The organism is Salinimicrobium sediminis, from assembly GCF_900215295.1.
GTDB lineage: Bacteria > Bacteroidota > Bacteroidia > Flavobacteriales > Flavobacteriaceae > Salinimicrobium > Salinimicrobium sediminis.
This window is the reverse complement of record NZ_OCMF01000001.1, coordinates 633,432-648,388: the sequence shown is the minus strand read 5'-3', so window position 1 is coordinate 648,388 and position 14,957 is coordinate 633,432. Positions and strand designations below refer to the sequence as shown.

Here is a 14,957-nt window from a genome sequence, read left to right as displayed (position 1 = left end):
AAAAAGTAGTATGAAAACTACTTTTTCTTGTGACGGTTAGCTCTTCTTCTTTTTTTACGCTTGTGCGTAGCTACCTTATGTCTTTTTCTCTTTTTACCACTTGGCATAGTGTGACTTTTTAATTAATTAATTTATTGGATCTGCCCACGGGCAGTAGTTCTATTTAACCTCGACGTTGGATTTTACACCTTCAACAAATACTTTGGCCGGTTTGAAAGCCGGGATGTTATGTGCGGGGATCTTAATAGTCGTATTCTTCGAAATATTCCTTCCTGTCTTTTCAGCTCTTGTTTTGATGATAAAGCTTCCAAATCCTCTTAGGTAAACATTATCACCTGCCTCTAATGAAGTTTTTACCTCTTCCATAAAGGTTTCCACAGTAGCCTGAACATCTCCTTTTTCCATTCCTAATTTCTCGGAGATTTTTGCCACGATATCTGCTTTCGTCATTTTCGTATAATTTATTAAATTGGGGTTTGTAAATTTTCGAGGGGCAAATATATGAATTAAATCGGCAATTATTTAATCCTAATCCATTAAATAGTAAGAGAATAAAGAATTATTATTGCATCAAAGAAAATGCTTTAATGATTTTTGCTAAAAGATTGATCCTTTGGTATTTAGAGAACAAACGAGATTTACCCTGGAGAGCAACAAAAGACCCATATCAAATTTGGCTTAGTGAAATTATTCTTCAACAAACCCGTGTAGAACAGGGAAAACCGTACTATTTTAAATTTCTTAACGCCTTTCCCGATATTTTTTCGCTTGCAAATGCTTCCGAGGAGGAGGTGCTAAAACTATGGCAGGGCCTGGGCTACTATTCCCGTGCCCGTAATCTCCTTTTCACCGCAAAATATATAGCTTTTGAATTGGGAGGGGAGTTTCCTCAAACTCATAAGGAGCTGATCAAATTAAAAGGGGTTGGTGATTATACTGCCAGTGCCATTGCTTCAGTATGTTTTGATGAGGCCCAGGCTGCGGTAGACGGGAATGTATTTAGGGTTTTGGCTCGTATTTATGGAATTGAAACTCCCACAAATTCTTCCGCAGGAATAAAAGAATTCCGGAATTTGGCGCAGAATCTTATTTCTCGGGACGATCCCGCCAACTTTAATCAGGCGCTTATTGAATTTGGGTCCGAACAATGCAAGCCACGCAATCCTTTGTGTTCTACCTGTACTTTTGCTTCGGAATGTGTTGCATTTAACCAGAACAGAATTTCACAGCTTCCGGTGAAGCTTAAGAAGCTAAAGGTCCAAAAAAGGCATTTTAATTACCTGGTGTTTCTTTCTGAAAAAGGTGAAACAGTACTGGAGCAGCGAAGGGGAAAAGGGATCTGGGAAGGTCTGTATCAATTCCCTTTAGTAGAAACAACTGCTGAAGCTTCCGTAGAAAATCTTGTACAGGAGGAAGAATTTCAAAATTATTCTTTAGAAACAATAGATGGTCTCTCATTATATAATGACACGCCCATAGTCCATAAATTGACTCACCAGCACATCTTTACGAAATTCTGGATCTATAGTTGCCGGGAACTGCCCCAAAAGGGAATATCTTTTGAGGAAGCAAATAAATTTCCCGTGCCGGTTCTCATCGAAAATTTTATTGATACCTTTGATTTTTAGCTTTTTGGGGAAGCTCGCCAAAAATTGAATTTTTCAGAAGGAATTTCGAGAACAAATTTTTCCTATTTTAGAATGATAATTAAAACTGCAAAAGATGACCGGAACTCTCAATAAAGTAATGCTGATTGGCCATACAGGAGATGATGTGAAAATGCACTATTTTGAAGGAGGAGGATCTATTGGACGTTTTCCTTTGGCCACCAATGAAGTCTACACCAATAAAACCAGCGGGGAACGCGTAACTAACACCGAATGGCACAACGTGGTGGTAAGAAATAAAGCTGCGGAAATTTGTGAGAAATACCTCAAAAAAGGTGATAAGGTTTATATTGAGGGAAGGATCAAAACCCGGAAATGGCAGGATGATAAAGGTGTAGAAAGATATTCTACAGAAATTCACTGCACAGATTTCACATTTTTGACACCTAAAGATGCATCGGGAGCAGGAGATAATTCCGGCTCCGGTTACGGGCAACAGCAACAATCTCAAAGCAAGCCCCAGGCTACGGGCCAGTCCCGTCAAAATTCGGCGTCAAACCAATCCCAAAGCTTTACGCAGGAGGATGATGATGACCTGCCGTTCTAAGTTTAATTAAAACCACAACATTTGGATCCTGATCCTGCCAGTTTTATTTCCCTTTTTGCTGATAATCTCCCGCAACTCTTTGGAATAGTCGCGGCTCTATTATTGCTTTTTTCTTCTGCAATGGTTTCCGGTGCCGAAGTGGCATTATTCTCACTGACTCCGGCCGATTTTGAAGCTGAAGAATCTAAAAGGACAGTAAAAGAACAAATCGTTATAAGCCTCCTCGACAGGCCTAAGAAGCTGTTGGCAACCATTCTTGTAGCCAACAATATGATCAATATTGCCATCATCCTGTTGTTTGACAATCTCACAGATAAGGCCTTTGAAAGTATAGACACTGTTGTAATGGGAGTGGACCTGCAATTCCTTCTGGAAGTAGTGGTCGTGACTTTTCTTATCCTGCTTTTTGGCGAGATCCTGCCAAAGGTATATGCAAGTCGTAACAGGGTGGAATTTTCTCACTTTATGGCCTATCCTCTCAACGTTTTGGATAAGGTATTTTCTCCTTTAAGTATCCCGATGCGGGCGGTTACAATTAGTATTCACGAAAGATTAGGGAATCAAAAAGCCGGCTTAAGTGTTGACCAGCTGTCGCAGGCGCTTGAGTTGACCAGCCAGACAGATACCACTAAAGAAGAACACAAGATTCTCAAGGGAATCGTTTCCTTTGGGAATACCGATACTAAACAGGTGATGAAGCCGCGGATGGATATATTTGCTCTTAATGAGAATCAGCCCTACAGCGAGATCATTCCGGAAATAATCGAGAATGGATATTCCCGAATCCCGGTTTATAAGGAGAACATAGATAATGTGACAGGGATCCTGTATGTGAAGGATCTTTTGCCATTTTTAGAAGAGGAAGATTATGAATGGACCTCTCTATTAAGAGAACCTTACTTTGTACCCGAAAACAAAAAACTTGATGACCTGCTCAATGATTTTAAAAACAAGAAAAATCACCTGGCGATAGTAGTGGATGAATATGGAGGGACCAGCGGTTTGATCTCTTTAGAAGATATTATTGAAGAAATTGTAGGTGACATTAGCGATGAGTTCGACGATGAGGATCTTATTTTTTCAAAATTGGATGACAATAATTACGTTTTTGAAGGGAAGACGCCTTTAAAGGATTTTTACAGGGTTCTAAAACTTGAAAATCCGGTATTGTTCGAAGAGAACAGGGGAGAGGCCGAAACTCTGGCAGGATTCCTTCTGGAGATCTCAGGAAGTTTTCCGCGGAAGAATGAAGTGATCCTTTTTGATGCTTTTAGTTTCACTATTGAAGCTGTGGATAAAAAGCGGATCAAACAAATAAAAGTGAGCATCAACGAAGTATGAAAAATTTAATATTTTTTGCACTTTTTTTTACGCTCATTTCCTGTGGAGAAGAGGTGCAGCCAAAACCTGATGCCTATCTCGCCCTTGAATATCCGGAAACCGAATATGAATCCTTCAGCAGGGATTGTGGTTACAGCTTTGAAAAAAATAAATATGCAGTAGCAAAAAACCTTAGAGGTGGAAATAACTGTTGGATCAATCTTGATTATGAGGATCTAAAGGGCACTATTTTTATCACCTACCAACCGGTGAAGAATAACCTGGACTCCCTGCTGGCCGATGCTCAGAAGCTTCCGTTACGGCATACGATCAAGGCAGATGCCATTGAAGGTTCCCGTTATACCAATGATCTAAACCGCACCTATGGAATGTTTTATGAAGTTACGGGAGATGCCGCTTCCCAGGCACAATTCTACCTTACCGACAGTACGGATCATTTCCTAACGGGCTCGGTTTATTTTGAGACTCAACCCAATTTTGATTCCATTTTACCGGCTGCAGCTTATCTAAAAAAGGACATCCGGCACCTTATGGAAACAGTAAAATGGAGGGAGCAGCAATAGTGCGCGGGGTTTTATACTTTTGCGACCTAATTTTGCTGCCATGCCCAAACAACACCTTAAGTGGATCTACTTATGTCTTCTTGCTCTCGTATGGGGCAGTTCCTTTATCTTAATAAAGAAAGGCCTCGTTGGTCTTACCGCCTTACAGGTAGGATCCCTTCGAACTGTTTTTGCAGCACTTTTTCTCCTTGTGATAGGGTTTAGATCTTTAAAACATATCAAAGGCAAGCAGTGGAAATGGATAGCCTTTTCCGGCTTCTTCGGGACTTTCTTTCCGGCTTATCTTTTCTCCTTTGCAGAAACCGAGATCGATAGCGCAATAGTTTCTATCCTAAATTCAACAACTCCATTGCTATCCATGCTTGTAGGAATTGCCCTTTTTGAGGCTGCCTTTGTCAGGAAAAAGTTTATTGGAGTTATGGTGGGATTAGCAGGAACCACTGCCCTTATTTGGAGTGGAGCCTCTGTAAATCCCGATCAAAATTACTGGTATTCCCTGTTGGTGATCCTGGCTTCCCTTTTTTATGGGTTCAATGCAAATGTGATCAAGAAGCACCTGCAATCTTTACCTGCACTGGCCATTACCACCGGCAATTTTATGGTTATTGCTATTCCTGCACTAGTTGTACTTGCCACCACCGGATTCTTTTCAACTGAAGTTTTGGTAGCTCCCGAAGTTCCCCTAAGTCTATTTTATATCGCAATTTTAGGAGTTATTGGAACCGGGGCCGCCTTAATAGTTTTCAACAAATTGATACAGATCTCTGATCCTGTTTTTTCGACTTCAGTTACTTACCTGGTGCCGATAGTCGCCCTGAGTTGGGGATTTCTTGATGGGGAGAAGTTTACTTTCATACAAATATTGTCGGGGGTAATTATTATCGTTGGAGTGTTAATAGTGAATAGCAGAAAAAAAATTAAGTAAAACCATTTGGTATACTTTTAACTTTATATTAACTTCACTCTACTTTTTAATCTGAAAACCCTACTTCAATGAAAAAGAGACTATTTTTTGGCTTTGCCTTTTTTGTCGGACTTGCTTTAATGGTAGCCTGGCAATTTGCGGCAGCAGAACTTGCTGATCTTCAGAAAAATGTAAATCCTTCTCTTAAGAAGCATAACGTTGAAGTAGCAGATGCAGGTGCTGAGCAGAATTTGTTCATCTGAACAAAAGTTATTTCCTCTTCCTTAAGAAAATTCTAAAATTAACAGCCTTTTTTGAATTGGCTGTTATTCTTTTAGTAATAAAAAAACCGGCCTAAGCCGGTCTTTTTATTACTAAAACTAACTGTCATTCGAAATCTGCATCTGCAACTCCTTCGTTGACTTTAATTTCTGAAACTTCAAAATTAATTACCATAGGTCCCATGCTCTGGTTGATGCTGAATGGGAATTTTACGCCATTCACTTCACGGTAATCACTAAAAGTAGTAGGAACCGTCATGGTTTGTGGTCCCTGCTGAATAGTTTTTACCTGCTTTACTTTTAAGCCGGTTTCTTTGCTATAGTAGTTGGTAGTGTTGTCACTGATCTTTACGGCATATGCAGCCTCACCATCTACATCTTCAACTCCTGTTACAGTAGCATTTTCTGTAATCATTTCAGGAAAAGGATGTGCTTCAGCTTTAGCCGCAACAATTTGCTCTTCGGTGTAAGGGATCTTTTGTCCCTGAGCAGCTACAAAACCAGTGGCTCCATTAAAGATCTGTCTTTGCATTACATTTCCACCCATTCCAACTTCCGTAGAAGATTTTCCTGACGTGGTCACTTTAGACTCAAGATCCATTTTTTGTCCCTGGAAATCGGCCTGTGCGATCATATAAACTGAATTTACTTTTTCTACAGCTTCCTTGCCACCAATTGCTTTGATGTAGTCCTCGAATACCTTTGATGCCGTTACGTTTGGATCAACAGACTTATTGTAGTCTGGCTTATCAATAGGATTGGCATTTTTGTCAAAGTACTTTACAGGGATTTTCTTGCCGTTGTAGCTAAGTTTTTCCAATGCAGGAGCTACTTCACTTCCTTTACCTACTACCACAATACGGGCATTATCTGCCAAATAATATTTTTTAGCAACTCTCTGTATGTCCTCGGCAGTTACCTCATTGATCTTTTGAAGATAGGTTTGATAGAAATTTTCAGGAAGATCGTCAGTTTCGATATTTAAGGCATATTGAGCTATGGTAGAAGGACGCTCTAAAGCCAGTACGAAATCTCCCGTGTATTTAGCTTTGGCGTTGGCCAATTCTTCCTGGGAAACTTTCTCATTTCTAATCCTGTGTAATTCGTCAAGGAAGGCAACCACAGCAGAATCAGTCACAGCGTTACGAACGCTGGCGCTTGCTACAAAGCGGGCAACATATTTGTCGTCCCCTGTGCTGGAGTATGCTCCGTAAGTATATCCTTTGTCTTCGCGAAGGTTAAGGAACAATCTGGCTTCTCCACCTCCACCAAGGATCTTGTTGGCCATAAGTACAGGAAAATAATCCGGATCTCCTTTTGTAAGCTGAATAGTATTGGTAACCTGTACCTCACTTTGGACAGCATTCGGGAAATCAACAAAGTTAACAACGGTTTGATCGGGATTTTTTACTTCCGGAAGGTTGGTTTTTGGAAGCTCTCTTTTCTTCCAGGAGCTAAAATGTTTCTCAACAAGTTTCTTAACTTCGGGTGTCTTTACATCTCCAACAACTACTAAGTATGCATTTTGAGGCACGAAAAAATTCTGGTAGTACTGCTGCACATCTCCAAGAGATAATTTCTCTACACTTTCTTTAGTAGTGAATTCGCCATAAGGATGGTTTTTTCCATAGCTCAATGCACTGCTTATCCTACGCGCATTTGAAGCCACGTCTTTTTCACCACTTTTAAGGTTTTCAAGACTACGCTCCTTTTCTGTAGCAAATTGCTCCTGATTAAAATCAGGGTTCAAAGTTCCTTTTGCCATCAATTCAAGAACTCTTGGGAAGTACTTTGAGAGGGTGTTTGCTGAAGCTCCGCGGGAAAAGAAATTCACGCTGGCTCCTAAATAATCGATCTCTTCGTTGAACTTTTCTTTAGGAATATCCTTTGTTCCCTCTCCAAGCATTGAACCCATTAAAGAGGATACTCCTGCTTTTTCTCCTTCAAAATGAGGAGGATTGTCCATGGTAAGCGTCATGGACACTCTTGGTAATTTATGGTTTTCAACCACCAGAACCTTTAGACCGTTTTTTAGGGTGAAGGTTTCCGGTTTTCCAAGGTTGATCTCGGGAGCCGGGCCTGCTTCCGGCTGCTGGCTCCTGTCTATTTGCTGAGCATGAATTCCTGTAGTTGCAAGGAATAAAACTGCTAAGGCTACTATTTTGTTCTTCATCTTAATTTAAATTTTATTGTTCAGTTTCCTGCTTTGGAAGATATTCCAGTTCCAGGCGCTGATTTGGATTCAGGTATTTTTTTGCAACGTCACGAATTTCTTCCCTGGTAATAGATCTGTAGATGTCGATCTCTTCGTTGATAAGATCTGTATTGCCATAAAGTTGCTGGTAAGTAGCAAGAGAACTTGCAATTCCTGCAACACTGCTGTTGGAATTCACATACCTGTTCTCAAATTTATTCTGAAGCTTCTCAAATTCTCTCTGGCTGATTAATTCAGTCTGAAGTTTTGTGATCTCTTCATCAACTTCTGCAACCAAAGTATCAAGAGAGGTTTCTCCTAAAGGCAAACCAAAGATCACGTACTGGCCATAATCTTCCTGTGCCAGGTTAAAAGCACCAATTTGAAGAGCCTGCTTCTGGTCGTCAACCAGTTTCTTGTAAAGTCGTGATGATTTTCCGTCAGAAAGTACAGAGGAAACCATATCTAAAACATAAGCATCACGTTCTTTCATAGAAGGTGTTCTCCAGGCAAGGGCGATAGCCGGGATCTGGATGTTTGGATCGTGATAAGTTGCATGAAGAGTTTCAGTAATTGGCTCCTCAACAAATTTCTCTTTTTCAACAGGAGCTCCTTTTGGAATATCGCTAAAATATGCTTCGATCAGTTCTTTGGTCTTTTCGATCTCAATGTCTCCTGCAACTACAAGGGTAGCATTATTAGGAACATAGAATTTTTCATTAAAAGCACGGAATTCTTCCAGTGTAGCTGCATCAAGATGTTCCATAGACCCAATAGGAGACCATCTGTAAGGGTGCTTCGTGAAAAGGTTCTGCTTTACTGCGGTAAGAATGTTTCCATAAGGTGCGTTATCAATACGAAGTCTTTTTTCCTCTTTTACAACTTCGTTTTGAGTGTCAACTCCCTGTTGGTCGATCACGGGGTGAAGCATTCTTTCAGATTCCATCCAAAGACCCAGCTCCAATTGGTTAGAAGGGAAAATTTCGTAATAGTAAGTGCGGTCATCAGAAGTGTTGGCATTATTTGATCCTCCATTGGAAGAAACTATTTTAAACCATTCTCCTTTTCCGATGTTTTCAGTTCCTTCAAAAAGAAGATGTTCGAAAAAATGCGCAAATCCTGTTCTTTCAGGATTTTCATCTTTTGCCCCTACGTGGTACATTACAGATGTAGTTACAACGGGTGCCGTATTATCCTGGTGCAGGATAACATCTAGCCCGTTATCCAGGGTGTACTGGACAAATTCAACTTCCTGTGCCGTCCCGGTAACCCCAAGGAATAAAGCAAAGGCAGCTAATTTAAGTTTGTTGATCATTTTAAAAGGTTTTTATTTAATACAGAATATTAGTGTGGGAATGGCAGGTTTCGTTACACTATTTTCACCGGAAATATTTATAGAAGGGCCTCTAAGTCTAAATTAACAAGCTATTAAGGGTAATTTCCTCATAATTTTTGGAAATTTATACAAATTACTAAAACCAACTCCATGAAAAGATCCTCAGTGCCCTTAATGTATGGGATATTTATTGCCGTTGCGTTAATAGCGTATTTTTTACTGCTGTCGCTTTTCGACCTGCATAAAAATCCGGTTTATAGTGTCTTCAATTTAGTAATTACAGGGATTGGAATCTTTATGGCCATTAAAGCTTACAGGGATAAAAAGCAGTCTAAATTCAAATATCAAAAAGGTTTTATCGCGGGATTAACTACCGGTTTTATAGCTACTATTATTTTTACGGCTTTTTTTGCTATTTATGCGAGTGTCCTCAACCCCGGCTTTGAAGAAGAAGTGATCACCATGTGGGAAACCGATTGGTTTGTAAATATGGGTATGCTCGTTTTCACTGTAGCTCTTATGGGTTTTGCCACTTCCCTGGTAGTAACTCTTACCATCATGCAGCTCTATAAACCTTCATGGAATACCTCTGAAGGAAGAAAACACACATATTAAATAAAGCCTTTGCAAATTAATTAATTAGGAGTATATTTGCACCCGCCTTGAAAAAACTCGGGGCGAGAACGTAAAACCTTAATTAAAGACGCTATGTACGCAATTGTAGAGATAGCAGGGCAGCAATTTAAAGTTGCAAAAGACCAGAAGGTGTTTGTTCACAGGCTTGCAGGAGAAGAAGGAGACAGTGTTTCTTTCGATAAAGTTCTTCTTACAGGTGACGGTGACAACATTACTCTTGGCGCCCCCGCTATAGAAGGAGCTTTGGTTGACGCAAAGATCACCAGGCACCTTAAAGGAGACAAAGTAATTGTTTTCAAAAAGAAGAGAAGAAAAGGTTACCGTGTTAAGAATGGTCATCGCCAGGCACTAACAGAGATTTCTATTGAAGGAATTTCGGTTAACGGTAAAAAAGCAACTTCTGCTAAGAAAGAGGAGCCAAAATCTGACAAGAAAGAAGAGGCTGCAAACAATGATCTTAACAACAACACAGTTGCTGAACTAAGAGAAATGGCTAAAGAAAGAGGTCTTGAAGGATACTCTTCAATGAAAAAAGCCGAATTAATAGCTGCTTTAAGCTAGAAGTTTAACTGCTAAAAATAAAACAAAATGGCTCACAAAAAAGGAGTTGGTAGTTCCAAGAACGGTAGAGAATCTGAATCAAAACGCTTAGGTGTGAAGATCTTTGGAGGACAGGCTGCCATTGCAGGGAACATCATCGTTAGACAAAGAGGTACTGCTCACAATCCAGGTGAGAATGTGTATGCAGGAAAAGACCATACTTTACATGCCAGAGTAGACGGTATTGTAAAATTCACTAAAAAGAAGGACAACAAGTCTTACGTTTCTATCGAACCGTTCCAGGCTTAAGAAATTTTTCTATTAGATATTTGACCCTTTCGAATTTTATTCGGAAGGGTTTTTTTATTTTTATAGTAACCTAAAATTCAATACCATGGAGTTCATTAGCATTTATTCCACTCAAGATGATAATGAAATCTCCATCCTTGAAGATCTTTTTCGCAGGGAAGGATTGAAATATGAAGTACATACTGTGCCTGCGGGTGATCCCGGCAAACCCTTGCAAAAGAGGATCCTTGTGGCAGAAGATAATAGAGAAAAAGCCCGTGATTTGCTTGATCAAACCGGATTTCTTGCCGTTCCACATCACTCCCGTACCAGGCGCTTAAAATCTAAAAAATTAATTCTAATCTTTTTGGCTTTGCTCATTTTAGTCATAGTGGCAATAGTAATTACCTGGTTCATGAATGTAGAATAACCTTCTTCAATACTAATTTAGATAATAGATGAGCTATTCAACTATTTACCGCACTTCCAGGCAAAACCAGATCATTCTCATTAAAGGGATACTTGAGCAGAACAACCTTAATTATCGAATTCTGGAGGAATCCAATCCGGCCGACTTCCCTCCGGAAGTGAAAGTGCAGGTAAAGAATAGTGACGAATCAGTAGCGCTGGCTTTACTTAAGGAAAACGGATTTCTTTCTAATTCTGAAGACTCTCAAAGTTCTGTTTCCCTGGCCAAATTTTGGCTATGGCTGGTAATTGCGCTTCTAGCAATCATAACAGCATCCTTTTTCATTAATTTTTTCTTGAAGCCATGACCTCTTTCCGGGTTTAAATGCAAACAGGACTTATGGGTCTCTATTTTAACGGGAATCTCAAATTCTGCTTTTCTTTTTTTATTACCTTGATTGGTCTAACCTAAAACTAAAAAATATGAGAAAATTACTTTTATGTTCTGTTATGTCTCTGGCATTTTTAAGCACCAGCTGTCTGGGATCGTTCAATGCGTGGAATGGGCTTAGAGATTGGAACGAAAATGCTTCTGACAATAAGTTTGTCAATAATGCCATTTTTTGGGGTCTTAATATCATCCCTATCTATCCTCTGTTTTATGCAGGAGATGTTCTTATCTTCAACCTCGTTGAATTTTGGTCCGGATCCAATCCTATTGCAATGAACGAAGGAGAGGTTGAAAAACAACTTATTGAAAAGGATGGAGTGAAGTATGAAATGATCGCCACTAAGAATGAAATTAAAATTAAAGTTTTATCGGGCGAGAGAGAAGGCAATGAGCTAAAAATGGTCTTTGATCCTTCAGATAGCTCCTGGAATGCAGTAAAAGACGGGGAGAAGATCAAATTATCTTCTTATGAAGAAGGCTTCTACATTGTTTACTTACCCGATGGAGAAGAAGTAAGGATCAACAGTGATGTTTCCAAGGAAGAAGGTTTGGCAGTGCTTAATGGAAAAATTGCTCTTTACGAAGAATGTATGCTTGCCAGTACTAAATAAATCAAAAGGAATACCTGTTTTCAAAACCTTCGGAATTTCCGGAGGTTTTTTTATGTCGAATGCTTACAAAGATTTTATAACTTGAAAAGCAAATCCGTTAAAACTCCTGAAAATGAAATTCGTTACCATTTTTAATACTACTCATTCTTCAGAGATTGCAATAATCCGTAATCTCCTGGAAGAGCATGATATCCAATATATGGCACCGGATATGGCGACAGATAGTGCCGCTGGTCTGGCTGGACTCGGCATTACCGGCATGCGCATTCAGGTTCCCGAAGATCAACAGGAGCAGGCTCTCGCTGTACTCAAAGCCCACGGATTCTAATAAAAATTCCCCTCCAAAAATGTCATTTTCGAAGAGGAATTTTAATGGTATAGTATTTAATGGATAAGGATCAATGAGAATTTCACATCTCAAATCTCATATCTCACATCTAGTATCTATAATATTCAGGTTTAAACGGGCCTTCAACAGTTACGCCAATATATTTGGCTTGTTCCTGTGAAAGCTCTGTAAGCTCTACCCCAATTTTCTCAAGGTGAAGGGCAGCTACTTTTTCATCAAGATGTTTTGGTAGCATATAAACCTTATTCTCGTATTGATCTGTATTCTTCCAAAGCTCTATCTGCGCTAAGGTTTGGTTTGTAAAGGAGTTACTCATTACAAAACTTGGGTGACCTGTAGCACATCCAAGATTAACTAATCTACCTTCAGCAAGAAGGATGATGTCTTTTCCGTCGATGGTATATTTATCTACCTGAGGTTTGATCTCATTCTTGGTATTTCCGTAGTTCTCATTTAACCACGCAACCTGGATCTCGTTATCGAAGTGACCAATATTGGCAACAATGGTCTTATCCTTCATTGCTTTAAAGTGCTCCCCGCGTACGATATCTTTATTTCCGGTAGTGGTGATCACGATGTCTGCCTTTGGAAGCACAGTTTCAAGTTTCTTCACTTCAAATCCGTCCATGGCAGCCTGTAGTGCACAAATTGGATCGATCTCGGTAACGGTTACAATAGATCCCGCACCTCTAAAGGATGCAGCGGTACCTTTACCAACGTCTCCGTATCCACAAACCACAACTCTTTTGCCGGCCAGCATCACATCTGTCGCACGACGAATCGCATCTACAGCACTTTCTCTACACCCGTACTTGTTGTCGAATTTAGATTTGGTAACAGAGTCGTTTACGTTAATGGCAGGCATTGGAAGTGTTCCGTTTTTCATTCGCTCATAAAGCCTGTGAACACCTGTAGTGGTTTCTTCCGAAAGACCTTTTATACCTTCGGCAAGTTCAGGATATTTGTCCAGCACCATATTGGTAAGATCTCCTCCATCGTCAAGGATCATATTAAGCGGCTTACGATCTTCTCCAAAGAAAAGCGTTTGCTCGATACACCAGTCAAATTCTTCTGCATTCATTCCTTTCCACGCATAAACCGGAATACCTGCAGCAGCGATCGCCGCAGCGGCCTGGTCCTGAGTAGAGAAAATATTACAGGAGCTCCATGTAACTTCTGCGCCAAGAGCAACCAGAGTTTCAATAAGTACTGCAGTTTGGATGGTCATGTGAAGACATCCTGCTATGCGGGCGCCTTTTAAAGGCTGTTCTGCTCCATATTCCTCACGTAAAGCCATTAGCCCGGGCATTTCGGCCTCGGCCAGTTCTATTTCTTTTCTTCCCCATTCTGCAAGGGAAATATCTTTTACTTTATACTTTGTATAGGGTACCGTTTTCGTTGACATATTATTATCTTTGATTTTGCATTTTCAAGAATGCAAAAATACAGAATATCTAAGAGTTATATATGCCCCTTTACAAAAGAATAACAATAAATCCCGCGACTAATGTCCTCATTTGGAAGATAGAAGAGTCTTTTGACGAACTTAATGAGGGGATAGAGCTTACCGATGTTTGCCGGGAAAGAGTTGTAGGGATGAAAAGTGATATCCACAGGAGGGGATTCCTGAGTGTGCGGCATCTGCTTGCACAAGAGGGATATACAGACCGTGATCTTTATTACGATGATCTGGGTAAACCACATCTTAGAGATGGAAAATATATTTCCATAACGCATTCCTTTAGCTTTTCGGGCATTATCGTCAGTGATCGGGAGGTTGGGATCGATATTGAAATGCAGCGCGAAAAGATCCTGTTGATAGCTCATAAATTCACTCCAATAGAAGAATACAGGACATTGGCTAATAACGATGCCCTGATAAGAAAACTAACCATAGTTTGGGGCGCCAAAGAAGCAGTTTACAAATTATACGCCCAGCCAAAAGTGAGCTTTTTGCAACACATTAATATCACCGATTTTGATTTTGACGATCACAGAACAACAGGTAAGATCACTTTCAACGGCCACACGAGTTGGTATGAGTTTGAATTTCTGGAATTTGAAGGCTTCACCTGTGTTTATACCCTTAGAAAAGTAGAAACCCCTGCTTGATGAGGCACGTGCTGCGGAATCTACTTGAAGCCGAAAAAGCCGGAAAAAAACAACTGGCTGTACTGATAGATCCTGAAAAATTTGATCCTGAGACGGCTAAAGATTTTCTGCAGGAGCTACCATCTTTTACCACACATATTTTTATTGGAGGAAGCACAGTGACTTCCAACGAAATGGAGAGCTGTGTTAAAGCCATAAAAGCTGAAACTTCCCTGCCTCTGGTTCTGTTTCCGGGAGATCATCAGCAGATATCCAATTCTGCAGATGCGCTACTATTTCTCAGCCTGCTCTCGGGCAGAAATCCTGAATATCTCATTGGTCAGCAGGTGAGGTCTGTGGCTTTACTGAAAAATAGCGGTCTTGAAATCATTCCCACCGGTTATTTGCTCATCGATGGCGGAAGGGAATGTGCGGTGCAACGGGTGAGTGCAACTGCACCTTTATGTCAACAAGACCCCGAATATATCGTGGATACAGCCCTGGCAGGAAAGTATTCAGGAAAGCAACTCATTTACCTCGAAGCCGGCAGCGGAGCTATTCATCCTGTAGATCCCAAAATAATTTCAGTAGTAAAGGAGGCAACACAGATTTCGCTTATCGTGGGTGGCGGCATCAGAAATGCCCAACAATTAGAGGCAGCCTGGAACGCGGGTGCAGATCTGGTGGTGATTGGGACTGCGTTTGAACAAGGTCTGACTTTGTAACAGGCTTTTTTGTGGTAAGTTTCCA

At 40.4% G+C, this 14,957-nt stretch carries 19 protein-coding genes; 15 read left to right on the top strand and 4 right to left on the bottom strand.

Translation table 11 applies throughout. The annotated features are described in order from the left end of the window. Positions 1-159: 159 nt before the first annotated feature. Positions 160-465, bottom strand: a complete 306-nt coding sequence (locus CRO16_RS02950) for an HU family DNA-binding protein (protein WP_262507439.1) — start codon at positions 463-465, stop codon at positions 160-162. A gap of 122 nt (positions 466-587) precedes the next feature. Here CRO16_RS02950 and mutY point away from each other — a divergent pair, with 122 nt between their 5' ends. From mutY to CRO16_RS16080, 6 genes are all read left to right on the top strand, one after another. After that, positions 588-1,628 carry an A/G-specific adenine glycosylase gene (gene mutY, locus CRO16_RS02945; RefSeq protein ID WP_097054843.1) on the top strand — a complete coding sequence of 347 codons (1,041 nt, stop codon included), beginning with the start codon at positions 588-590 and terminating at the stop codon, positions 1,626-1,628. 94 nt (positions 1,629-1,722) lie between these two features. Next, positions 1,723-2,214: a single-stranded DNA-binding protein gene (locus tag CRO16_RS02940; protein WP_097054842.1), complete on the top strand. Its 492-nt coding sequence runs from the start codon at positions 1,723-1,725 to the stop codon at positions 2,212-2,214. 21 nt (positions 2,215-2,235) lie between these two features. Further along, the gene (locus CRO16_RS02935) at positions 2,236-3,555 is read left to right on the top strand and encodes a gliding motility-associated protein GldE (protein ID WP_097054841.1); all 1,320 of its coding nucleotides are present in this window, start codon (positions 2,236-2,238) and stop codon (positions 3,553-3,555) included. Beyond that, positions 3,552-4,118, top strand: a complete 567-nt coding sequence (gene gldD, locus CRO16_RS02930; protein WP_097054840.1) for a gliding motility lipoprotein GldD — start codon at positions 3,552-3,554, stop codon at positions 4,116-4,118. Before CRO16_RS02935 ends, gldD begins: the two co-directional genes overlap by 4 nt. Positions 4,119-4,158: 40 nt before the next feature. Next, the gene (locus tag CRO16_RS02925; RefSeq protein ID WP_097054839.1) at positions 4,159-5,043 is read left to right on the top strand and encodes a DMT family transporter; all 885 of its coding nucleotides are present in this window, start codon (positions 4,159-4,161) and stop codon (positions 5,041-5,043) included. Between the two features lie 68 nt (positions 5,044-5,111). After that, the gene (locus CRO16_RS16080; RefSeq protein ID WP_179670474.1) at positions 5,112-5,285 is read left to right on the top strand and encodes a hypothetical protein; all 174 of its coding nucleotides are present in this window, start codon (positions 5,112-5,114) and stop codon (positions 5,283-5,285) included. Positions 5,286-5,409: 124 nt separating this feature from the next. On the opposite strand, the gene CRO16_RS02920 is transcribed toward CRO16_RS16080, so the two are convergent. Both CRO16_RS02920 and CRO16_RS02915 read right to left on the bottom strand, forming a co-directional pair. Then, positions 5,410-7,476, bottom strand: coding sequence for a M16 family metallopeptidase (locus CRO16_RS02920; RefSeq protein WP_097054838.1), 2,067 nt, complete (start codon positions 7,474-7,476; stop codon positions 5,410-5,412). A 13-nt stretch (positions 7,477-7,489) separates the two neighbouring features. Then, positions 7,490-8,812: a M16 family metallopeptidase gene (locus CRO16_RS02915; RefSeq protein ID WP_097054837.1), complete on the bottom strand. Its 1,323-nt coding sequence runs from the start codon at positions 8,810-8,812 to the stop codon at positions 7,490-7,492. A gap of 171 nt (positions 8,813-8,983) precedes the next feature. Between CRO16_RS02915 and CRO16_RS02910 the strand changes: the two genes are divergently transcribed. From CRO16_RS02910 to CRO16_RS02880, 7 genes are all read left to right on the top strand, one after another. Next, positions 8,984-9,448, top strand: a complete 465-nt coding sequence (locus CRO16_RS02910) for a DUF4199 domain-containing protein (protein ID WP_097054836.1) — start codon at positions 8,984-8,986, stop codon at positions 9,446-9,448. Positions 9,449-9,541: 93 nt separating this feature from the next. Further along, positions 9,542-10,030: a 50S ribosomal protein L21 gene (rplU, locus tag CRO16_RS02905; protein WP_097054835.1), complete on the top strand. Its 489-nt coding sequence runs from the start codon at positions 9,542-9,544 to the stop codon at positions 10,028-10,030. A gap of 27 nt (positions 10,031-10,057) precedes the next feature. Continuing rightward, positions 10,058-10,318, top strand: coding sequence for a 50S ribosomal protein L27 (rpmA, locus tag CRO16_RS02900; RefSeq protein ID WP_029033996.1), 261 nt, complete (start codon positions 10,058-10,060; stop codon positions 10,316-10,318). Positions 10,319-10,403: 85 nt separating this feature from the next. Then, positions 10,404-10,727, top strand: coding sequence for a putative signal transducing protein (locus CRO16_RS02895; RefSeq protein ID WP_097054834.1), 324 nt, complete (start codon positions 10,404-10,406; stop codon positions 10,725-10,727). Between the two features lie 28 nt (positions 10,728-10,755). Next, entirely contained in the window at positions 10,756-11,073 is a 318-nt protein-coding gene (locus CRO16_RS02890) for a putative signal transducing protein (RefSeq protein WP_097054833.1), read from the top strand. Positions 11,074-11,188: 115 nt separating this feature from the next. Next, complete coding sequence (locus tag CRO16_RS02885) at positions 11,189-11,767, top strand: DUF3332 domain-containing protein (protein ID WP_097054832.1); 579 nt, start codon at positions 11,189-11,191, stop codon at positions 11,765-11,767. A 112-nt stretch (positions 11,768-11,879) separates the two neighbouring features. After that, complete coding sequence (locus tag CRO16_RS02880; protein WP_097054831.1) at positions 11,880-12,095, top strand: putative signal transducing protein; 216 nt, start codon at positions 11,880-11,882, stop codon at positions 12,093-12,095. 109 nt (positions 12,096-12,204) lie between these two features. On the opposite strand, the gene ahcY is transcribed toward CRO16_RS02880, so the two are convergent. Then, on the bottom strand, positions 12,205-13,521 hold the full coding sequence (gene ahcY, locus CRO16_RS02875) for an adenosylhomocysteinase (RefSeq protein WP_097054830.1): 1,317 nt from the start codon (positions 13,519-13,521) through the stop codon (positions 12,205-12,207). A gap of 62 nt (positions 13,522-13,583) precedes the next feature. Here ahcY and CRO16_RS02870 point away from each other — a divergent pair, with 62 nt between their 5' ends. Together CRO16_RS02870 and CRO16_RS02865 are read left to right on the top strand one after the other, a co-directional pair. Then, positions 13,584-14,228: a 4'-phosphopantetheinyl transferase family protein gene (locus CRO16_RS02870; protein WP_097054829.1), complete on the top strand. Its 645-nt coding sequence runs from the start codon at positions 13,584-13,586 to the stop codon at positions 14,226-14,228. Further along, positions 14,228-14,932 carry a geranylgeranylglyceryl/heptaprenylglyceryl phosphate synthase gene (locus CRO16_RS02865; protein WP_097054828.1) on the top strand — a complete coding sequence of 235 codons (705 nt, stop codon included), beginning with the start codon at positions 14,228-14,230 and terminating at the stop codon, positions 14,930-14,932. The genes CRO16_RS02870 and CRO16_RS02865 overlap by 1 nt, the downstream gene beginning before the upstream one ends. The last annotated feature ends 25 nt before the right edge of the window (positions 14,933-14,957 follow it).

Excerpts from the sequence above, each read along its gene's own strand:
- mutY (WP_097054843.1), top strand. The coding sequence starts at position 588 with ATGATTTTTGCTAAAAGATTGATCCTTTGGTATTTAGAGAACAAACGA.
- CRO16_RS02940 (WP_097054842.1), top strand. The coding sequence starts at position 1,723 with ATGACCGGAACTCTCAATAAAGTAATGCTGATTGGCCATACAGGAGAT.
- gldD (WP_097054840.1), top strand. The coding sequence starts at position 3,552 with ATGAAAAATTTAATATTTTTTGCACTTTTTTTTACGCTCATTTCCTGT.
- CRO16_RS02925 (WP_097054839.1), top strand. The coding sequence starts at position 4,159 with ATGCCCAAACAACACCTTAAGTGGATCTACTTATGTCTTCTTGCTCTC.
- CRO16_RS16080 (WP_179670474.1), top strand. The coding sequence starts at position 5,112 with ATGAAAAAGAGACTATTTTTTGGCTTTGCCTTTTTTGTCGGACTTGCT.
- CRO16_RS02920 (WP_097054838.1), bottom strand. The coding sequence starts at position 7,476 with ATGAAGAACAAAATAGTAGCCTTAGCAGTTTTATTCCTTGCAACTACA.
- CRO16_RS02915 (WP_097054837.1), bottom strand. The coding sequence starts at position 8,812 with ATGATCAACAAACTTAAATTAGCTGCCTTTGCTTTATTCCTTGGGGTT.
- CRO16_RS02910 (WP_097054836.1), top strand. The coding sequence starts at position 8,984 with ATGAAAAGATCCTCAGTGCCCTTAATGTATGGGATATTTATTGCCGTT.
- rplU (WP_097054835.1), top strand. The coding sequence starts at position 9,542 with ATGTACGCAATTGTAGAGATAGCAGGGCAGCAATTTAAAGTTGCAAAA.
- rpmA (WP_029033996.1), top strand. The coding sequence starts at position 10,058 with ATGGCTCACAAAAAAGGAGTTGGTAGTTCCAAGAACGGTAGAGAATCT.
- CRO16_RS02895 (WP_097054834.1), top strand. The coding sequence starts at position 10,404 with ATGGAGTTCATTAGCATTTATTCCACTCAAGATGATAATGAAATCTCC.
- CRO16_RS02890 (WP_097054833.1), top strand. The coding sequence starts at position 10,756 with ATGAGCTATTCAACTATTTACCGCACTTCCAGGCAAAACCAGATCATT.
- CRO16_RS02885 (WP_097054832.1), top strand. The coding sequence starts at position 11,189 with ATGAGAAAATTACTTTTATGTTCTGTTATGTCTCTGGCATTTTTAAGC.
- CRO16_RS02880 (WP_097054831.1), top strand. The coding sequence starts at position 11,880 with ATGAAATTCGTTACCATTTTTAATACTACTCATTCTTCAGAGATTGCA.
- ahcY (WP_097054830.1), bottom strand. The coding sequence starts at position 13,521 with ATGTCAACGAAAACGGTACCCTATACAAAGTATAAAGTAAAAGATATT.
- CRO16_RS02870 (WP_097054829.1), top strand. The coding sequence starts at position 13,584 with ATGCCCCTTTACAAAAGAATAACAATAAATCCCGCGACTAATGTCCTC.
- CRO16_RS02865 (WP_097054828.1), top strand. The coding sequence starts at position 14,228 with ATGAGGCACGTGCTGCGGAATCTACTTGAAGCCGAAAAAGCCGGAAAA.